This window comes from Alicyclobacillus mali NBRC 102425 (genome assembly GCF_001570745.1).
Classification (GTDB): domain Bacteria; phylum Bacillota; class Bacilli; order Alicyclobacillales; family Alicyclobacillaceae; genus Alicyclobacillus; species Alicyclobacillus mali.
Genome location: NZ_BCSG01000011.1, coordinates 15,577 through 33,386 on the forward strand (window position 1 = coordinate 15,577; position 17,810 = coordinate 33,386).

General features: G+C 60.3%; 23 protein-coding genes. 3 read left to right on the plus strand and 20 right to left on the minus strand.

From position 1 onward, the window contains the following. Positions 1-25: 25 nt before the first annotated feature. The 11 genes from accB to aroQ form a co-directional block, all read right to left on the minus strand. Complete coding sequence (gene accB / locus AMA01_RS04800; RefSeq protein ID WP_082743969.1) at positions 26-490, minus strand: acetyl-CoA carboxylase biotin carboxyl carrier protein; 465 nt, start codon at positions 488-490, stop codon at positions 26-28. 223 nt (positions 491-713) lie between these two features. Next, complete coding sequence (locus AMA01_RS04805; RefSeq protein ID WP_067848174.1) at positions 714-1,274, minus strand: SpoIIIAH-like family protein; 561 nt, start codon at positions 1,272-1,274, stop codon at positions 714-716. Positions 1,275-1,298: 24 nt separating this feature from the next. Then, entirely contained in the window at positions 1,299-1,763 is a 465-nt protein-coding gene (locus tag AMA01_RS04810; RefSeq protein ID WP_067848177.1) for a hypothetical protein, read from the minus strand. Further along, positions 1,760-2,293 carry a stage III sporulation protein AF gene (locus tag AMA01_RS04815; RefSeq protein ID WP_067848180.1) on the minus strand — a complete coding sequence of 178 codons (534 nt, stop codon included), beginning with the start codon at positions 2,291-2,293 and terminating at the stop codon, positions 1,760-1,762. The genes AMA01_RS04810 and AMA01_RS04815 overlap by 4 nt, the downstream gene beginning before the upstream one ends. Further along, the gene (gene spoIIIAE / locus AMA01_RS04820) at positions 2,290-3,513 is read right to left on the minus strand and encodes a stage III sporulation protein AE (RefSeq protein WP_067848183.1); all 1,224 of its coding nucleotides are present in this window, start codon (positions 3,511-3,513) and stop codon (positions 2,290-2,292) included. The genes AMA01_RS04815 and spoIIIAE overlap by 4 nt, the downstream gene beginning before the upstream one ends. A 13-nt stretch (positions 3,514-3,526) precedes the next feature. After that, entirely contained in the window at positions 3,527-3,913 is a 387-nt protein-coding gene (spoIIIAD, locus tag AMA01_RS04825; protein ID WP_067848391.1) for a stage III sporulation protein AD, read from the minus strand. A 9-nt stretch (positions 3,914-3,922) separates the two neighbouring features. Next, a complete protein-coding gene (spoIIIAC, locus tag AMA01_RS04830) occupies positions 3,923-4,126 on the minus strand; it encodes a stage III sporulation protein AC (protein ID WP_067848186.1) in 204 nt (67 codons plus the stop codon). A 41-nt stretch (positions 4,127-4,167) separates the two neighbouring features. Next, complete coding sequence (locus AMA01_RS04835) at positions 4,168-4,680, minus strand: stage III sporulation protein AB (RefSeq protein ID WP_067848189.1); 513 nt, start codon at positions 4,678-4,680, stop codon at positions 4,168-4,170. Further along, positions 4,677-5,684, minus strand: a complete 1,008-nt coding sequence (gene spoIIIAA, locus AMA01_RS04840) for a stage III sporulation protein AA (RefSeq protein ID WP_067848192.1) — start codon at positions 5,682-5,684, stop codon at positions 4,677-4,679. The genes AMA01_RS04835 and spoIIIAA overlap by 4 nt, the downstream gene beginning before the upstream one ends. Before the next feature lie 286 nt (positions 5,685-5,970). Next, positions 5,971-6,528 (minus strand): elongation factor P, encoded by a 558-nt coding sequence (gene efp, locus AMA01_RS04845; protein WP_067848195.1) that lies wholly within the window; start codon positions 6,526-6,528, stop codon positions 5,971-5,973. Positions 6,529-6,555: 27 nt separating this feature from the next. Further along, on the minus strand, positions 6,556-6,996 hold the full coding sequence (gene aroQ / locus AMA01_RS04850) for a type II 3-dehydroquinate dehydratase (RefSeq protein WP_067848197.1): 441 nt from the start codon (positions 6,994-6,996) through the stop codon (positions 6,556-6,558). A 100-nt stretch (positions 6,997-7,096) separates the two neighbouring features. Here aroQ and AMA01_RS04855 point away from each other — a divergent pair, with 100 nt between their 5' ends. Next, positions 7,097-7,675, plus strand: coding sequence for a histidine phosphatase family protein (locus tag AMA01_RS04855; RefSeq protein WP_067848200.1), 579 nt, complete (start codon positions 7,097-7,099; stop codon positions 7,673-7,675). Here AMA01_RS04855 and gcvPB read toward each other — a convergent pair. Genes gcvPB through gcvT form a run of 3 tightly spaced genes read right to left on the minus strand, consistent with a single transcriptional unit; the run spans position 7,660 to position 11,585 of the window. Continuing rightward, on the minus strand, positions 7,660-9,123 hold the full coding sequence (gcvPB, locus tag AMA01_RS04860; protein WP_067848203.1) for an aminomethyl-transferring glycine dehydrogenase subunit GcvPB: 1,464 nt from the start codon (positions 9,121-9,123) through the stop codon (positions 7,660-7,662). The two genes, AMA01_RS04855 and gcvPB, sit on opposite strands and share 16 nt — an antisense overlap. Next, positions 9,120-10,475 carry an aminomethyl-transferring glycine dehydrogenase subunit GcvPA gene (gene gcvPA, locus AMA01_RS04865; RefSeq protein ID WP_067848206.1) on the minus strand — a complete coding sequence of 452 codons (1,356 nt, stop codon included), beginning with the start codon at positions 10,473-10,475 and terminating at the stop codon, positions 9,120-9,122. Before gcvPA ends, gcvPB begins: the two co-directional genes overlap by 4 nt. Positions 10,476-10,481: 6 nt before the next feature. Continuing rightward, positions 10,482-11,585, minus strand: coding sequence for a glycine cleavage system aminomethyltransferase GcvT (gene gcvT / locus AMA01_RS04870; RefSeq protein ID WP_067848209.1), 1,104 nt, complete (start codon positions 11,583-11,585; stop codon positions 10,482-10,484). 110 nt (positions 11,586-11,695) lie between these two features. Here gcvT and AMA01_RS04875 point away from each other — a divergent pair, with 110 nt between their 5' ends. Beyond that, entirely contained in the window at positions 11,696-13,414 is a 1,719-nt protein-coding gene (locus tag AMA01_RS04875) for a DEAD/DEAH box helicase (RefSeq protein WP_067848212.1), read from the plus strand. Then, positions 13,411-14,313, plus strand: coding sequence for a YqhG family protein (locus tag AMA01_RS04880; RefSeq protein WP_067848215.1), 903 nt, complete (start codon positions 13,411-13,413; stop codon positions 14,311-14,313). The genes AMA01_RS04875 and AMA01_RS04880 overlap by 4 nt, the downstream gene beginning before the upstream one ends. 4 nt (positions 14,314-14,317) lie before the next feature. Here AMA01_RS04880 and zapE read toward each other — a convergent pair whose 3' ends face one another. The 6 genes from zapE to AMA01_RS04910 all read right to left on the minus strand — a co-directional run bounded on the left by zapE (position 14,318) and on the right by AMA01_RS04910 (position 17,790). After that, positions 14,318-15,238 (minus strand): AFG1/ZapE family ATPase, encoded by a 921-nt coding sequence (gene zapE, locus AMA01_RS04885; RefSeq protein WP_067848218.1) that lies wholly within the window; start codon positions 15,236-15,238, stop codon positions 14,318-14,320. 15 nt (positions 15,239-15,253) lie between these two features. Next, entirely contained in the window at positions 15,254-15,772 is a 519-nt protein-coding gene (locus AMA01_RS04890; RefSeq protein ID WP_230088268.1) for a shikimate kinase, read from the minus strand. 427 nt (positions 15,773-16,199) lie between these two features. Further along, complete coding sequence (locus AMA01_RS14245) at positions 16,200-16,604, minus strand: hypothetical protein (protein WP_195868092.1); 405 nt, start codon at positions 16,602-16,604, stop codon at positions 16,200-16,202. A gap of 4 nt (positions 16,605-16,608) precedes the next feature. Beyond that, positions 16,609-16,956 carry a hypothetical protein gene (locus tag AMA01_RS13890; protein ID WP_067848220.1) on the minus strand — a complete coding sequence of 116 codons (348 nt, stop codon included), beginning with the start codon at positions 16,954-16,956 and terminating at the stop codon, positions 16,609-16,611. After that, entirely contained in the window at positions 16,944-17,420 is a 477-nt protein-coding gene (locus AMA01_RS04905; RefSeq protein WP_067848223.1) for a pilus assembly FimT family protein, read from the minus strand. Before AMA01_RS04905 ends, AMA01_RS13890 begins: the two co-directional genes overlap by 13 nt. Before the next feature lies 1 nt (position 17,421). Then, on the minus strand, positions 17,422-17,790 hold the full coding sequence (locus AMA01_RS04910) for a competence type IV pilus major pilin ComGC (protein WP_156468411.1): 369 nt from the start codon (positions 17,788-17,790) through the stop codon (positions 17,422-17,424). Between the last annotated feature and the right edge of the window lie 20 nt (positions 17,791-17,810).

Sequence of the window (17,810 nt, forward strand, 5' to 3'; positions counted from 1 at the left end):
CCAGTCAGTTTTCGGCCCCACGCCTTCAGGTGCGGCGCACCTTGAACAGCGGCTGACCGTACTCCACCAACTGCCCGTTTTCGGCCAAGATCTCCACAATCTCACCGGAAATCTCAGCTTCAATCTCGTTCATCAACTTCATCGCTTCAATGATGCACACAACCGTCTTCGGCCCGACCTGCGAGCCGACGTCTACGAAGGGAGGGGCATCCGGGGCGGGCGCGCGATAAAACGTGCCCACCATTGGCGAAGTGATTACGTGCAGCGCCGGGTCCTCCACCGCAGGGGCTGAACTCCCCGATTGGGGCGCAGCCGATGATACAGGCGCGGCCTGCGCCACTGGCATCGCCACCTGCGGCACGGCATAAGACACGACCTCCGCCCGCTTGGCCAATCTCACCTTCCCGTCCTCAAACTCGAGTTCCAACTCGGTCAGCGAGCTATCGTCGAGCAAGCGAATCAGTTCTCGAATTTCTTCCATCGTCAGCAACCCATCGTCTCTCCCCGATCCGGATCTCCAAATCCATCTGAACAAGGTCTTCACGAGTATACCACAGGGACGCCTACCGTTCTAGGGAATGGAAGAACGTAGAAGGGACTGTCCCTCGTCGCCTGTACGGCGCAGGGGCAGCCCCTCCCGAGTCGGTAAATGAAACGCTGGGGGCGCTCCCTTCGCACGGCGCGTTGGGAACGCCTCCCCGCCCGATGCCGCTTCATGCATGCGGTTTGACTGAGATGTTGAAAATCGACGTGTCCAACTGCTGGCTGACGATGTTCATGATCTTCACCGCATCGGCTTTGGAGAGACGGTTTGTTTCCACATACACGGTGAATGTCGTCTGGTTCTTGTCTGGAGCGATGACGGCGTTCTTGTAACCGTCTGCGATCACGGCCTGCGTCGCCTGCTGCAGGCTGTTGTACAGGGCTTCCTCTTCGCCCAGTTGCTTTTGAGCCTCGGCGATCTGCGACTGCGAGGCGTTGTTGTTCGCGATGATCGCCTGATCATTGCTGATCCGCTGGCTGATCTCGTTGTTCACGGAAGCCTGCAGCGCGTTGTACCAATCATCCGCGCTGGACACATTCGACCCAGTGGTCGCCTGCGTCTGATTCGAGACCTGTGTCGCATTGGTGGGACTCGTCGTCACCGTGGGTGTCGTCGAGTTCGACGGGTTCGTCGACGTGGTACTGGTCTGGTTGTTCATCGTGTAGTAGCCAATCAGCATCAGGCTCAGCACCATCATCGTGGACAACCACACCGTCTGCCGTTTCACCATCGCATGCATCCTCCTAATCTCCGTCTATTCACCCTTTTGAGGTTCGACAGTAATCTTATATGCAGGCACGTCCAACACATTCGTAATTGCGTCCACGATTTCTGTTTTCGCTTGGAAAAAGTTTTCGGCATCCACCGTGACCAACACGCCCAGGACGCCGACGCCATTGGAACTCCCGCTCGCGAGTTGGCCGTTCTGCGCAAGCGTCACCAGCACGGACACGGCGTTCACGCCGGGCAGCTTCTCGAGCATCGACTGCAACTCGCCTTCGTAGTACGACGAGACAGAGACCACACCTTGAGGCCCCTGGTCGGCGTTCGCGACGTTCCAAGGCCACGCCGAATTCGTGATGCCCGCGTTTTCGGGCGACGGAGAGCTGGTCGGCTGCGAGCGAGTCCCAGGCCACAACCAGCTGAATGCCAACAAGACCACGCCGAGGGCCCCCAAGGCGACGAGCCCGCGCTGTTTGAGCAGAAGATTCCAATTCACTGGGGCCCGCCTCCCTCGTCCAGGACCTCGACCTGACTCGGCTTCACGCCCAATTGGGCCGCGATGCTCTGCCGAATCTCGACAGCATCCACCACCCCGGTGGGCCGAACCCAAACCATCACCGCCATGTGATCGGCGCTCGTGGGGTGTTCGACTGACACCTTAACCACCTCCGAGCGAAGCGGATCGGGCAACGACGCCTCGGCCCATTCCGCCAGGTACTTGGCGGCGTCCTCGTCTTCCACCTGACCGAGCGCCTGGGCATAGTCCTGTGCGGCACCTCGTCCCACGGAGGCCGTGGTCGTCGCTGCGTTGCCAAACAGCACGTCGGACGCACGGTTTGCCGCTTCGTCCGCCCATCCGCCGCGAAGCGCTGGCAGAATCGGAGAAAGAAGTGTCGCCAAAAGTGCCACCCCCACGGTCATCCGCACGTAGCGCAGCAGACCGCCGGAGGGGAGCATCATCTCCGCGATCCCGCCGACGAGCGCGATGGCCACCACTTGCCTCAGCCACTCTTCGAGCCCGTTCACGCCGTGATCACCGCCAAATTGGCCGCCGCGAGCAGGATGCAGATGGCGAAGAAGAACATCAGTGCGACCGTCGCCACCGAAGCAAACACGAGCAACATTGTCTTGCCGAGGGCTCCCAGGCAGGCGATGATAGGCGTTTCACCAACCGGCTGCATCACGGCAGCGCCTGCCGAATACATCGCGGAAACCGCCAGGATCTTCATCGCCGGAAACGCCGCAATGAGCGCGATGACGACAAGCCCCGCGATGCCTACGGCGTTCTTCACGAGAAGCGACGCACCGAGCACCGTTTCAGCCGCGTCGGAGATGGCCTTGCCGACCACGGGCACAAACGTGCCGACGCCGAATTTCATGGTGCGAAGCGCCAGCCCGTCCGCGATGCCGCGTCCCGTGCCCTGTACGGTCGTCACACCCACAAACACCACCAGCGCAAAGCTCAGGACCGCGAGACCCGCTGTCCGCGCCAACGAGGCCAGCCGCGTCAGCGGATACCGCGGGGCCAGGGAGGATGCCAGTTCCAAAACGGCGGCGAGGAACACAAGCGGAAAAACAACCAGAAAGACGACGTTCGAGACGAAGTGCACACAAAAGATGAGCATCGGTTGAAAAAACGCCGCCGACGCAAACGATCCCGACCCGGCGAGCAGCGCGATGGACACCGGCATCGTGGCCAGCATGAAGTGATTCATGGACTCGATGGCCTGCCTCGCCGATCCGAATGTTTCCATAAGCGATCTCGTCACGAGCGCGGCGAGCACGAACGACACCACCATTTGCGCGACTTCGCCCACGGACTCTTCTGCGAACGACGCCTGCATCATGCGCAGAAGGGCCGCCGCCACAGAGAGGATGAGAATGCCGCCAAAAAGGCCGAGATCGTCAACCACCTCCTGGAGGAAGTAATGCATGAATCCGGACACGATGCCGTGGAACGATGGTCCTCCGTGTTCAAGCACCGACTGAATGAGCGAAGGGCCTTGAGTGTGCGGAAGAAAGCCACCGTACTGCGTTTCAAGCTGACGCCAGTAGGCATCAATGGACTGTGTGTCGACGTGATCGAGCTCGCTCTGTGCGGTGGATTGCAGCATCTGTTCGGCGGATTGCTCAGCCGATTGCGTCACCCCGCCGCTGGTTGGATCGCCACGCGCCAAAAGCGGAAGGCCGACCAGCACCACCAGGGCAGTCACGAGGGCGATGAACAAGCGCCAAGGGATCACCACGAGCCTCGCCCCTTCACGGAATCATGTGAACGATCACGTCAAGCACATCCTTGAAAATGGGGAGCGCCAAGAGAACGATCCCGATCTTGCCGGCGAGCTCGATACGCCCGCCGAGCGCCGTCTCGCCAGCATCGCGCGCGACGTCGGCCGCAAACTCCACGACGTACGCGATGCCAAGGATGCGGATGAGCGTCTGGAGAAACATCGGGCTCATGTTCGCCGCCGCTGTCAGTTGCTGAAACGTGCCAAGCGCGGTCGAAATCGAACGCACCAATAGCAGCAGAATCAGGACGCCCGCAAAGAGGCTGACCAGCGTCGCAAAGGACGGCATCTGCTGCCGAAGAAGTGTCGCAAGCACCGTGGCCGTCATGCCAATGCCGATAATCTGAACGATGTGCACGACGTTCACCTACTGCAGGAGAAACACGCTGGTGATTTCGTGATACAGATGATCGACGTATCCGATGACAATGGCAAACACCGCCACCAAGCCAAGGAGTGTGGCCCAGTGTGCAAAATCCTCTTTGCCACTCTGCTTCAACACGGTGTGAAAGATCGCTGCGACAAAGCCCACGGCAAATATCCGAAACAAATCCCGAATCTCGGGCGACATCACGCATCCCCTCTTTCGCGCACCATGGCAAGGCCCGCCGTTCACAAAAGCAATAGAACAATAAATACCCCAGCAAGAACACCCATGTATTGCCACAGGCGTGCACCTTGGTTCGCCTCGTCTTGCGCCGCTCGAATGGCCTCCTCCAGGTCCGCGCGCGCTGCCAGAAACGGCTGCTGCAGATGGTCCCGATCCGCCACAGCGATGGAACGCAGCAAGCGGACGAACGGCTCGGCATCCGCATCGTTCAGAACACCGTCCGTCGCCGCGGCCAGCGACACGCCTTGAAGCACGAGCTCTCCTGCGTCGGTCGGGCGGCTCTGCGCGGTCGCCAGATCGATGAGCCAACCGCCGCACCATCCTCCGAGCCGCGTGCCCACGGTCCGCAGCGCCGCCGGGATCGGCGTGGCGTGGTACTCGACCTCGCCCTGGAGCTCGATGAGCGCCTGGAGCAACTTCCTGAGCGCCTTCGGGCGATCCCGATAGCCCTGGGCGACCCGAAACCCAATGAGCGCGCACGCAATGAGCACCAGGCTGGCCCCCGCAAGCTTCATCTCGCCTCCACGCCTCCACGACCGATGACGCGTCCTTCCGCGTCCAGAATCGCTTCAACGGTGCCCGGCCCCTTGCGCCGGCTCAGGACGACGTAACGGTCGAACGCCCGAGCAAGGAACAATCGCTCCATCCACGGCCTGCGGCGCCACGCGTCGAGCGACGCTGCGTGCGCGGTCGCCACCACGGCCACGCCGGCGAGCGACGCCTCGAGCACCGCCTCCGCATCCTCCGTTCGGCCGATCTCGTCGGTGACGACGACATGCGGCGATAGACTCCGAATGGCCATCATCATGCCCTCCGCCTTCGGACATCCGTCGAGTACGTCCGCGCGAGGGCCGAGATCGAACTGCGGGATGCCGTCGACGCTGCCCGCAATCTCTGATCGCTCGTCGATCACGGCCACCTTCATGCCGTGATCGCCTGGTGCGAAGCCGCCATAGCTGAATCTCCGCGCGACATCGCGGACAAGCGTCGTCTTGCCGCACTGGGGCGGCGACACGATGAGCGACGACAGCGGGCGGCGCGATGCGCGATCGTACAACGCGGGCAGCACAGACGCCGCCACCCCGGGGCGATCGCGCGAGATCCGAATGTTCAGCGAAGTGACATGGCGGAAGGCCCGCACGCGCCCAGCCTCCACGACGGCCCGGCCCGCGATACCCACCCGGTGACCGCCCGGCAAAGTGACGTACCCCTGGCGCATATCTTCTTCCACCGCATAACGAGAAAACTGGGTCAGGCGTTGCAGAACTTGCGCCAATGCGCCGGCGGAGATGCGCATCGATGCGTCCAGCGATTGAGCGAGAGTTCCATCCGAACCCAAAAAGGCAGACCGCTGGCGCAAGCACAACTCGACCGGTTGCCCGACGCGCAGGCGAATTTCCTCGAGTTCGTCCAGCCAAACGTCGCTCAGGGCTTCAAGCCATCGGGCAACTTCGAGGGGCAACACGGCGAGCACCTGCTCGATGACAACTTTCGGCCGGTTCGAATTCGCCACGGACACACGCGCCACCCCCTGCCTAGTCCATGTATATGGACGGGCGTGCGCCTGTATGCGACTTGGCAATTGGTCTGCACCGCCAGAGAGGTCTTTGCATTGAATGAGGAGAGGAGCGAGGAGGGTCGATGGTGGATCTGTCTCTCTTGGTCCGATGGATCGTCGTCTTCTTGGTGATCTTTTTGCTTTTGATGGTGCTCGTGTTCAGCCTCATGCGAAAGAAGGCATGAGAAGGCCCGTGCGGGAGGCGCATATCCCCTGCCGCACGGGCCTTTTCGGCGCGCTCTGCGTGTCACGCGCGCGACACGTATTCGCCGGAACGCGTGTCGATCACGACTTTGTCTCCCACGTTGATGAAGAACGGCACCTGGAGCGTATAGCCCGTCTCAACCGTCGCGGACTTGCTCCCGCCCGTCGCCGTGTCGCCACGGATGCCCGGCTCCGTATCGGTGACCTCAAGCTCCACGGTGTTGGGCAGGTCAATGCCGATGATCTCGCCCTGGTATTGAACGATGAAGCAATTCATGTTCTCCTTCAGGAAGTTCAATTCGTACTCAAGCTGGGCTCGCGGAATGTTGATCTGCTCGTACGTCTCGGTGTCCATGAACGTGTAGTTCTCGCCATCGTTGTAGAGGTACTGCATCTCACGCGTTTCAATTCGAGCGCGCGGCACTTTTTCCCCCGCGCGGAACGTCATCTCTCGAATCGCGCCCGTCTTCACGTTCTTCAGCTTGGTCCGCACGAACGCCGAGCCCTTGCCGGGCTTCACGTGCATGAATTCGATCACGCGCCAAACCGATCCATCGTATTCAATGGTCGTCCCATTGCGAAAATCGTTGCTTGAAATCATGCGATAAGCCCTCCAACGTTTGTCATCTCACGGCTTCGGCTGGCAGAGCGCGAGCGTCGCCAGCCGGTAGCCTTCGAGGCCAAGCCCCACAATCTGGCCGGTGACGACGTCACTCAGAACCAGTTGGTGCCGAAACGGCTCGCGTCGATGCACGTTGGAAATGTGCACCTCGACCGTCGGCCGATCGATGTCTTCCAGACAATCGCGCAGCGCATAACTGTAGTGCCCGAACGCCCCCGGATTGATGATGATGCCGTGCGCCCCGGGCCCGAACTGCTGCAGGAAGTCGATGAGATCGCCTTCGTGATTCGACTGCCGGTCCATCACGTCAAAGCCGAGCGGGAGGGCCGTGCTCCGGACCAACTCTACCACGTCCGCCAGCGTGCGCTGGCCGTATACCTCCGGCTTCCGCACGCCCAACCGATTGAGATTGGGCCCGTGAACAAGCAGGATATAGCGATCCGCCATAGCGCGCCCCCCTTGTCCCAACCGTTCCAGCCAAAAACCGCTCCCATTGTAACACAGCCGCGCAAAGCCTTGCTATACTGGTCGTGAAGGAGGCCTCACGATGGAAATCTGGCTCGTTCGCCACGGAGAGACGGACTGGAACGTCGAGGGGCGCGTGCAAGGCTGGACCGACGTGCCGCTCAACGACTTCGGCAAGCGGCAGGCCGACCGGCTGGCCGCGTGGCTCCGGTCCGTCCATATCGACCGCATCTACTCGAGCGATCTCGAACGCGCGCTCGAGACCGCACGTCGCGTGAGCCGCACCACCGGCGCCCCCATCGCGGTGCGGCCATGCCTGAGGGAGCACTATTTCGGGCAAGCCGAGGGACTGCTCCGCGCGGAAAGCCTGAGGCGCTTCCCGAATGGAGCGCCGGATCGCGAGCCGCCGGATCGCGCCACGGAACGGATCATCCGATGCCTGAAGGAGATTGCCCGCGAGCATCCGCACGGGCGCGTGCTCGTCGCCACCCACGGGGGCGTCGTGCGCTCTGTTCTACGTTTTATGGGCGTGGACTTCTCCACCATCGACAACACGAGCGTGACCCGGATCTCCGTTCTCGGAGACACGTTTCACGCTCTCGGCGTGAACGAGACGCCCCATTTGGCCGACCTTTCCGGACTGCGTCAGTCCAATGGATGACGCAGTCGCGGCTGCCGTGCCGCCCTCACCTCGTCGAGCCTGCCCACGATGGTCCGATGCGGCGCCGTTCGCACCACCTCCGGGTCCTGTTCCACCTCGCGCGCGATCTCCCGCATGATCTCCACAAAGCGGTCCAGCGTCTCCTTGCTCTCCGACTCCGTCGGCTCGATCATCATGCCCTCCTCGACAATGAGCGGGAAGTAGATGGTAGGCGGATGTACACCAAAGTCAATCAGGCGCTTCGCCATGTCGAGCGTTCGCACCCCCATGGCCTTTTGCCGTTTGCCGGAGAGCACAAACTCGTGCTTGCACGGCCCCTCATAGGGTGCCTCGAAGTCCGACTTCAACTGATGCAGCAGATAATTCGCGTTCAACACCGCCGCCTCCGAGACCTGCTTTAACCCTTCGGCTCCGAGCGTGCGAATGTACGCGTAGGCGCGCACCAGCACCCCGAAATTGCCAAAGAAGCCCTTCACCTTGCCAATGGACTTCGGCCGATCCCAATTCCACACATACTGCTGACCGCGCTTTTCCAACACAGGCGCTGGCAGGTACGGCTCCAGGAACGCCTTGACGCCAACGGGTCCCGCACCCGGTCCTCCGCCTCCGTGCGGCGTGGAAAAGGTCTTGTGCAGATTGAGGTGAACCACGTCAAAGCCCATGTCTCCCGGCCGCGCGTAGCCCAGGATGGCATTCATGTTAGCGCCGTCGTAATACAGGAGTCCTCCAGCATCGTGCACAATCCGCGCGATCTCGACGATGTCCCGCTCGAAAAGCCCAAGCGTATTCGGATTCGTCAACATGAGCGCGGCCGTGCGCTCGCTCACCGCCTGGCGCAGCGCCTCCAAATCCACGCGGCCGTCAGCGCGAGACGGAATGGTGACTGCGCGCAGTCCCGCCATGCTCACGCTTGCCGGATTCGTGCCATGCGCAGAGTCTGGGACGATGACCTCATCGCGCGCCATCTCGCCGCGGTCCACGTGGTACTTGCGGATCATCATGAGACCTGTCCACTCACCGTGCGCGCCTGCCGCGGGCTGCAGGCTAACCGCGTCCATGCCCGTGATGGCCGCCAGGTGCGCACCCAGTTCGTGCAGCAGGGTGAGAGAACCCTGCACCAGTTCTTCCGGCATCAGGGGATGAATTCGGGCAAATCCGTCCAGCCGACTCCAGCGCTCATTCCGCTTCGGATTGTATTTCATGGTGCAGGATCCGAGCGGATAGAATCCGCTGTCCACGCCGTGATTCTTTTGCGAGAGCGCCGTGTAATGCCGCACAACATCCACCTCGCTCACCTCGGGCAGGCGAGCGGCCTCGCGGCGCACATACGGCTCGATGTCGGACATATCCGCCTCCGGAACGTCCAACTCGGGAAGTTCATACGCCCGCCTGCCAGGGCGGCTCAGCTCGAAGATCAAGGGCTCAAGACCTTCCCGCTGAATCGTCATTGCGCGAGCACCTCCTTGATGGCGGCGACGGCCTCGTCCATGTCCCCGCGTGTCCTCACCTCTGTCACCGCGACCAGCACGCCTCCTTCGAGGGAAGCATCGTCTTTCCCGAGGTCGTACCCGAACAGATAGCCGCGATCGAGCATGTCGCGCTGAACATCCGCGGTTGGACGAGAGAGGCGAACCGTGAACTCATTAAAAAAGGGGGCGTCAAACAGCGGCTCCACACCCGGAACCTCCAGCAAACGAGCGCGGAAGTAGTGGGCCTTGTGGTAATTCTGCCGGGCGAGTTCCTGCAGCCCTTCCTTTCCCATATAGGCAAGGAAGACGGTAGCTGCGATGGCGCAGAGCGACTGGTTTGTGCATATGTTCGAAGTTGCCTTTTCGCGGCGAATGTGTTGTTCGCGCGCCTGAAGGGTGAGGACAAACCCCCTCCGTCCTTGCGCGTCCGTCGTCTCGCCGACGAGGCGACCGGGAATTCTGCGCATGAGCGGTTCTTTGACTGCCATCACGCCGAGGTACGGCCCGCCGTATGAAAGGCTGATGCCCAGGGGTTGGCCCTCCGCGACGACGATGTCCGCGCCCATCGCACCGGGTGCCTCCAGGAGACCGAGCGCAATTGGGTACGTCTGCACGACGAGGAGCGCTCCCCGGGCGTGCGCAAGCTCGGCAATCTCACGCACATCCTCGATGCCCCCAAAGAAATTGGGATACTGGATGCAGATGCATGCCGTCTCCTCGTCGACGGACGCAGCGAGCGAGGCCGTGTCGACGAGGCCGCCGTCGTGCCGAACCTCGATCATCCGAATCGCCTGCCCGTTCGCGTACGTCTGCAACACGCGCCGAGCCTCGGGATGCAACGTCCCGGAAACCACAATTTTCTCGCGACGAGTGTGCTGACACGCTACGAGCGCAGCCTCCGCCAGCGCGGTCACGCCGTCGTACATGCTCGCGTTGGCGATATCGGTTCCCGTCAGTTCCGCGATCATCGTTTGGTATTCGAAAATGGCCTGGAGCAAGCCCTGGCTCATCTCCGGTTGATACGGCGTGTAGGAGGTGTAGAACTCGGATCTGGAGATAATGGCATCCACTACGCTTGGCTGGTAATGCTCGTACGCACCCGCGCCGAGGAAGGATACCAGTTGACCGAGATGCCGGTTTTTCCTGGAAAGCCCCTCCATATGCTTGCCGAGCTCGAGTTCAGGCATGGGCTTCGGCAAATCGAGCGCGGAGTTCAGTCGAAGGGAAGGCGGAATGTCTACAAATAACTCCTCAATGCGCTCCAGGCCGAGTGCCCGCAGCATCTCAGCGCGGTCCTCGTCCGTGTGAGGAAGATAGCCGAAACGCGACAACGATCATCACTCCTCCTTGGCGGCTGACAAGCGCACCTTCGGGCGCCGATAAAACGGGGTAGGCACCACACGCGCCGCATGTCGTTTGCCGCGGATTTCCACCTCGAGCGCCGCGCCGACGGCTGCGGATGTCGTTTCCACAAGCGCCAGTCCGATGGGTCGCTCCAACGTGGGCGACATGGTTCCCGAGGTCACCTCGCCTACGCTCCGTTCCCCCTGAAGTATCTTGTAACCCGTGCGGGGAATCGCGCGATCCGCCATCTCCACCCCGACGAGTCGCCGTCTTGGTCCCGCCTCCGACTGCGCAAGGAGCGCTTCGCGGCCAACGAAATCGCCTTTGTCGAATTTCACAAATGGAGCGAGGGAAGCCTCGATGGGAGTAACGTCCCGCCTCAGTTCCTGACCATAAAGCGGAAGACAGGCCTCCAGGCGAAGGGTGTCGCGCGCCCCGAGGCCGCAAGGCTTGACGCCGAGATCGTGCAACGCTTGGAAGAGCGCACAGGCCGTATCGCCATCGGTATACAGCTCGAAGCCGTCCTCTCCTGTGTAGCCTGTGCGAGAGGCGATAACCTCTCCCTGTTGAAAGCGAGCGCTCGTAAACGAAAAGGCACGCAAAAAGTCAACTTCGATCCCCAATTGCGCAAGGCGGTCCACCGCGCGCGGGCCCTGCACGGCGACGAGCGCCACGTCATCCGACCGGTCGGTCATGGTCACGTTGACTCCTGTCATGTGATCCCGGAGCCAGGCCACATCCGCCTCCCGGTTGGCAGCGTTGACGACGAGCATGAAGCGACTGTCTCCAAGCTGATACACCAGCAGGTCGTCCAGCGTGCCACCGCGCTCGTCGGTCATGAGCGTGTACATCGCCCGCCCGGGCTTCAGGCGAGTGAGATCATTCGTCAAAAGCCGCTGCAAGAACGAAAAGCTGTCAGGCCCGGCCACCTCGATCTCGCCCATGTGGGACACATCAAACATCCCGACATCCGTGCGAACCGCCCGGTGCTCATCCAAGATGCTCGTGTACTGCACGGGCATTTCCCATCCGGAAAACTCCACCATTCGAGCCCCGTAACGAAGGTGGAGATCATAAAGCGGCGTTCGCTTTCCCAATATCGCCACCGTCCTTGGGCGCAAGAATCGATATCACCTGTCACATACTACATGACTGCAGCGAGCAGAACAAGACGACATCCGCGCTCAGGTGTTAAGGAGGGGTGGACGTGCGACAGAGTGCGAATGAAGCGGTAAGCACGGGTGATCGCCCGTGGTCGTTTTCCATCGTTGGGTTGGACGTGGAGGCCGAACTTGATGCACTTCTTCACATGGGCCGTGGAACCCGTGATGCCGACTGGGAGCTCTTCCGCCTCGGCGCGATGGCGCGACAGGCATGCATTGCGCCGGCATTGGACCAACTGCTCGCTCTGGAACATGTGCAGTTTGTACCGTTGCCACACCAGGTGGAGACCGCGCTCCGTGTCGTGCGCGACTTGCGTGGCAGGGCCATCCTTGCGGACGAGGTTGGTCTCGGCAAGACCATCGAAGCAGGCCTCGTGCTCAAGGAGTACCTCGTCCGGGGGCTTGTCCGCAGGGCGCTCGTGCTTGTGCCGGCTTCCCTCGTGACACAGTGGACCAAGGAGCTGAACCAGAAGTTCCGAATTGACGCCATTCCGCAGCGAGACGAGTGGACGTGGTCCGCGGAGGGTGTCATTGTCGCGTCCCTGGACACGGCCAAACGCCCTCCCCATGTCCATCGGGTTCGCGAGCAGTGGTGGGACTTGATTATCGTCGACGAAGCACATAAGCTGAAGAACCCGAGCACGAAAAACTGGAAACTCTTGAATCAGCTGCAACACAAGTTCATGCTGTTGCTCACGGCCACGCCCATCCAGAATCAGCTCAAGGAACTGCACACGTTGGTCACGTTGCTCAAGCCAGGGGAACTTGGCAATCCCGCAGAGTTCGCAGAACGTTTCGTCTCCAGCCCTAGGACGCCGAAGGACCCCGCGGTGTTACGCCAGACCATCAGCCGCGTGATGATTCGCAACCGCCGAGAGGACGGAGCTCTGGAGTTGCCCAAACGCCACGTGCGCGCTGTGCGCGTCGAGCTCACGCCGGAAGAACGCGAGTTTTATGAGGCCGTTCAGGCGTTTTTGCGGAGCCAATACGAGCGCTCGCAGACTTCCCGCACTTCTATTCTCCCGCTCATCACCTTGCAGCGGGAAATCTGTAGTTCTACCTATGCCGCGCTCCTGTCCCTCGAAAAGATGTTGAAGAAGACTCGCGATCCCGAGTTGGCACGACAACTTCAGTCGCTCCTTGAGCAAGGAACGTCCATCCCGTCCTACGCCAAGGTGGACGCAGTTCTCGAACTGTTAGACGATGCTCCGGAAAAGGTGATCATCTTCACGGAGTACCGAGCGTCTCAGGATTTCCTGATGTACACCCTGAAAAAACACGGCATCAGTTCAGTCCCTTTCCGAGGCGGCTTTCGCCGGGGCAAAAAGGATTGGATGCGAGAACTGTTCTCAAAGAAAATTCGCGTACTCGTGGCCACCGAATCCGGAGGAGAAGGAATCAACCTTCAGTTTTGCCACCACATGATCAATTACGATCTACCCTGGAATCCCATGCGGCTCGAGCAGCGCATCGGACGCATCCATCGCTTGGGCCAAACGCAGGCTTGCCATATCGTCCATTTAGTGACCCAAAACACCATCGAAGAGCATGTGATGGAAATACTGCAGGAGAAAGTGCGCATGTTTGAAGCTGTCATCGGGCAGCTCGACGATATTGTCAACGATGTCCGTCTCGATCTGTGGGAGAAACGGATTTTCGAGGCAGCCATGACAAGCCGCGACGATGAAGAGTTGGTAGAACAACTCAAGGCCATTCGAGTGGAAGATCTCGTCGCGCCGAAAGGAGGTGCACGTCGCCTTTGACCGCTACCCTCACGTCCCCAGCGCCGTTGAGGACATCAGACGAGCGGCTGTCGTTCTGCGATCGGTACTTCGCTTCGGTGGGTGCTCGCACGCTCGTCGCCCGACCCATGTACCGCGAATACGAGCTCCCCGTTGATGTGGATAAGGAACTCATCCATCGGCCCTTCTACTGGATGTGGGTCGAAACCACGAGACAACCCGTGGAACCGACCATCCTGCGCCTAGCATTCGACGCAGAGGCACACGCGCGAGAGGAGGCCCGTTTGAACGCAGAGCAGCCCGTTGGAAGCTTCCCGTGGGCAGCCAAACGGCGCGTCGAACTGATTGACTTCGGTAGCCCTCTCTTTGACCGCGTCCTGTTGAGTGCCTCCCACCGCGGCCGGTTGGCCTGCGTTCGAGAAGAATCGCGCGGCGAGATCGTGCCATGGATGATGGTGAACGGCGTTTTTGCGTACACGGCAGATCTCAACCGCGAGGAATGGTTTTCATACGCTGTATGCCTGGACAACCTGCAGATAGTCGACCGGTTCTATGAGCGCATTCAGCACCGAGACCTCTGCGGAACGTCCGCATCAGACATTCTTCGCGACAGCCGTCACACCCTCCAAGAAGCCTGGTGCGCCCTTCAGCGCGCCCTCGCCGATCACGCGGCCGCGCAGGACGACGGCTGGGCAGAAGAAGCGATGGCTCGACTCCGCGGAGACCTCGCTCAACTGTCAGCGTACTACGAAAGCTTGCGGAATGAACTGTCGGATGACGAACGCGCGCTTATGCGACTGGAGCAGGAGCGGAAAGAGGTGGCTCTCATTCAAAAGAGCACACCACGTGTCGAGTGTCACGTGCAACAGGTGGCCCTCGTAGCTCTTCGTGTTCAACAGGTGCGCCAGCTCAGTCATTGAGCTCTTATACCAAGGTCCGGAGACGGCGCTGACGGGCGTCAGGGCCGTCCATCTTGACCAGGATACACATGCTCATGACGCGAGAACGAAGCGGCGCGACTGTGTCGAGCAAATCGTCGCCTCCCCGCCGATACGCATCTGGAGGACTGAAATTGCTGGTAAACCACGTCGACAGTTTGTGATGAAAGCGGTAATTGACGATCCGAAACAGCTTCTCCATGCTGAACTCATTTGCGCGCTCCTGAGCGAACTCGTCGATACCCAGAACGGGCACAGTTGAAAGCGTCTCAAGGAACGGCTCCAAGTCTTCCCCAGCGGCGATGACGTGTCGCATGTGATCGAACAGAGAATCTGAACGAACCACGAGAGAAGGCACGCCGCGCAGCTGCAACTCCCGAAATACGGCGAACATGAGATGAGTCTTTCCGACGCCTGGAGGTCCGAACAAGTACAGCCCGGCTCTAGGAGCTTCTTGCGGACCCCAGTTCCGCGCGAATTCCTGCGCATACCGGAATACCTTCGGATACTTTTGAGCCTGCTCGTCGGGAAAGTTCTCAAAACGAAACTCGTCGCCGATTTCCGTGACGCCCGCGAGCTGCGCGTATCTTCGCACCCGGTCTTTAACCACGTACTCCCGGAACGGCATACAGCGCCGTACTCGGGTTGCCAAGCCGCGTGGCGTGATTTCTAAAACTTGCTCAAACCCCCGCATATCCCCCGCCTTGCCGCACCGTTCGAAGCCCTTGCACTGCTCGCAGATTCGCTTCTGGCGCAAATACTCATAAAGCAGAGCACCGTGACGCAGAATGGTCTCTTCGTCCACCGACGACTCACCGATCTCCGGAATCTCTCGAAGAAAGAAGGAAGCATCGTAGCCCTCGGCCGAGGCGTGAGGATGGGGGAGGATTCCGTCAATGTGCTGCATGTGGCTCTCGCCCCTTCAGGTCGATTTCAGGCCACACGCGATTTCTTCAGCGATGGCCTCTGGGGATTTCCCATCGACATCGACAATTTGCGACGCCACTTCATCGTAAAACGCAGCCCGTTCCGTCATCAACCGCTCAATTCTCTCCTCAAGCGAATGCCCGCGCAGAAGGGGACGGTGTTCGGCCTCCCCACGAAGGCGCTCCGCGATGGTTGCCGGACACGCACGAAGATAGACGACGTGAAACTGATTGCGCAGCAGGCGGCGATTTTCCACCGCGATCACGACGCCGCCGCCCGGTGCCAGCACCAAACGAGACTGATAAGCACACCTCGCCAAACACGCTGACTCAAGCGCTCGGAATGCAGCCTCGCCATCCAGCTGAAAAATCTCCGGAATGGTCCTACCAGCCGTCGCTTGAATATCTGAATCGAGATCGACAAAACCATAACCAAGTCGGCGCGCAAGGACCGGACCCACAGTCGACTTTCCGCACCCCATAAAGCCCACCAATGCCACACGTGCCGCTTGCAACGTTCTCATCACTCCATCATGACCGAGGGCCGTTGTCTTGCCACGATACCACGTCATGCGCGCTCGTGTCATACACAAAGGACATTGTATCCGACACCGTACCCTCTGTCACTCGGATGGTGACCCGAATCTGACCTCCCGACGAGGAACTTGTTACACAAACAGGATGCCTTGCCACCTGCATTTGAATGAAAGCTGGCAATTGTGCGCCTTTCGCCACCGCTGACTCCGCCGAATGAGCAAGCGCGGACGCGATGGCTCGACACTGGAGAAAGCTCAGGTTTCTCGCTTCCGAACGAAATGCGAGCGAACCGGTCGCCATTGTGGCTAGCGCAATGAGGGACAGCCCTGCGGTGCAGGCCAAGACGTACCATACCGCGAACCCTGCAGCTTCGGGCAATCCATTGCGAAGGCCCATCACACCGCATCATCCTCCATTGCCGACATCCCAAGACAGGCTGTGACCGTCCAGGGTTTGGACCGATATCGAAATCAACCAGCCCGTGGATGCGGGGCACTGAGATGTCGAGAAGGCTCGGACGCCGGTTGCAATTACGGCCGTTCCTCCTCCCGCCCTCACGCGGACAAGTTGGTGATTCGAATTCAGATAGTATGTGTAGATTGCCCCACTCACTTCCCGAAACACAAGGCTTTGTCCCCAGGCGCTGGCGCTTGTCGCCGCATGGCCATCCTCCGTTGTCACGCGGCGCACACTATCGAGAACCGCCCAGTCCTCTGCGGCTTGGCTTACGCGACCTGCTCCACGGAGCAACGCAATGGCCGTCATCGAGCACGTCAACAGAACAAGGGATGCAATGGAAAGTGATACCATTGTCTCAAGAAGTGAAAATCCCCGGGGTGCACAAGGGAAGGATGACCGTCTGTGCGGCACTTTCACCGTCGTCCAGCGTAACCAGCTGGTCTTGACACGCGGGCGCCTGAGCGTCGGGTTTCCGCGTGACTCGGACCCCGTACACGTGACCGCCTTCCTGCACGCTCTGGGGAATCGCGCTACCATGCATCACATCCTCCATCACACGTATCTCCCCGGCTTCGACCCTCTGCATCCACAGAGTCTTCTCGAGGACGAGATAGGCGTGGGTCTGAGACAACCAGATTGCCGGGACCAGCAGGGCCAAAATGAGCGAGGCAAATAGGTTCTCCCACAGCGTCACGAGAACCATCCTCCCGTTTGCCATCCTGCGCCCAGGTAGAGATTCACATCGTCTTCATGCCGCCCGTCCGTCAAGCGGATCACGCCACCGACCTGGGCGTTGCCAAGATTGTCATAGGAGATGACGTGCACCGGCAGTTGCAGGTACCCATCTACGTAGTTCACGCCGAGCGCCAACGAGTCCCATTCGAGCGTGTTCGTACCTTGTATCAGCCGGTAACCTGTGTCGTAGGGATCCAACCAGACTTCCGCGAACACATCGCTCGTGCAAGCAAGATTCTGCATCGCCCGCATGTCTGCCAAAAGCTGCGTGGACGTAGCGCGTAACGCCATACCTCGTTCCAGCGAAACAAGCGCGACCGTAAAAATCGAAAGAGATATTGTGGAAATGGATACAACAACCATGACCTCCAGCAGCGAGAATCCCGCGCGCTCTGGCCGCAGGCGATATTCAGCGAATGTGCCGTCGAGCACGTCACATCCCTCCAGGGGACAGACACGTCACAGAGATGTTGTTCGCGTCCGAATCCTGAATGGTGTAGTTTCCCGACAATGCGTCATTGGTGAGAAGGCCATCGGAGACGAGCGCCTGAATCTGTTGGGCCGAGTTGCCCGACGGCAGTTGACCGTGGATCAACTGGTATTCGGCCAGTGCAGCTGAAATGGTGCGCACGTTGCCTCCACATGCCGTGTTCTGAGCTCTTCCGGAGGCTCGCAACAACTGCGGCGTGATCATCACAACCAGGATGCCGATGATCACGACGGCAATCATGATCTCGATCAAACTGAATCCCGAGGTCCTACGACCGTTGCGCCGACCCACCACTCGTGCGATGTGCCACACGTTCGAACACCTCCTGCGAG

Bases quoted from the DNA above. Each gene is read 5' to 3' on its own strand.
- AMA01_RS04805 (WP_067848174.1), bottom strand. From the start codon at position 1,274: ATGGTGAAACGGCAGACGGTGTGGTTGTCCACGATGATGGTGCTGAGC.
- spoIIIAC (WP_067848186.1), bottom strand. From the start codon at position 4,126: ATGTCGCCCGAGATTCGGGATTTGTTTCGGATATTTGCCGTGGGCTTT.
- AMA01_RS04835 (WP_067848189.1), bottom strand. From the start codon at position 4,680: ATGAAGCTTGCGGGGGCCAGCCTGGTGCTCATTGCGTGCGCGCTCATT.
- efp (WP_067848195.1), bottom strand. From the start codon at position 6,528: ATGATTTCAAGCAACGATTTTCGCAATGGGACGACCATTGAATACGAT.
- aroQ (WP_067848197.1), bottom strand. From the start codon at position 6,996: ATGGCGGATCGCTATATCCTGCTTGTTCACGGGCCCAATCTCAATCGG.
- AMA01_RS04855 (WP_067848200.1), top strand. From the start codon at position 7,097: ATGGAAATCTGGCTCGTTCGCCACGGAGAGACGGACTGGAACGTCGAG.
- gcvPB (WP_067848203.1), bottom strand. From the start codon at position 9,123: ATGACGATTCAGCGGGAAGGTCTTGAGCCCTTGATCTTCGAGCTGAGC.
- zapE (WP_067848218.1), bottom strand. From the start codon at position 15,238: ATGCAGCACATTGACGGAATCCTCCCCCATCCTCACGCCTCGGCCGAG.
- AMA01_RS14245 (WP_195868092.1), bottom strand. From the start codon at position 16,604: ATGGTATCACTTTCCATTGCATCCCTTGTTCTGTTGACGTGCTCGATG.
- AMA01_RS13890 (WP_067848220.1), bottom strand. From the start codon at position 16,956: ATGGTTCTCGTGACGCTGTGGGAGAACCTATTTGCCTCGCTCATTTTG.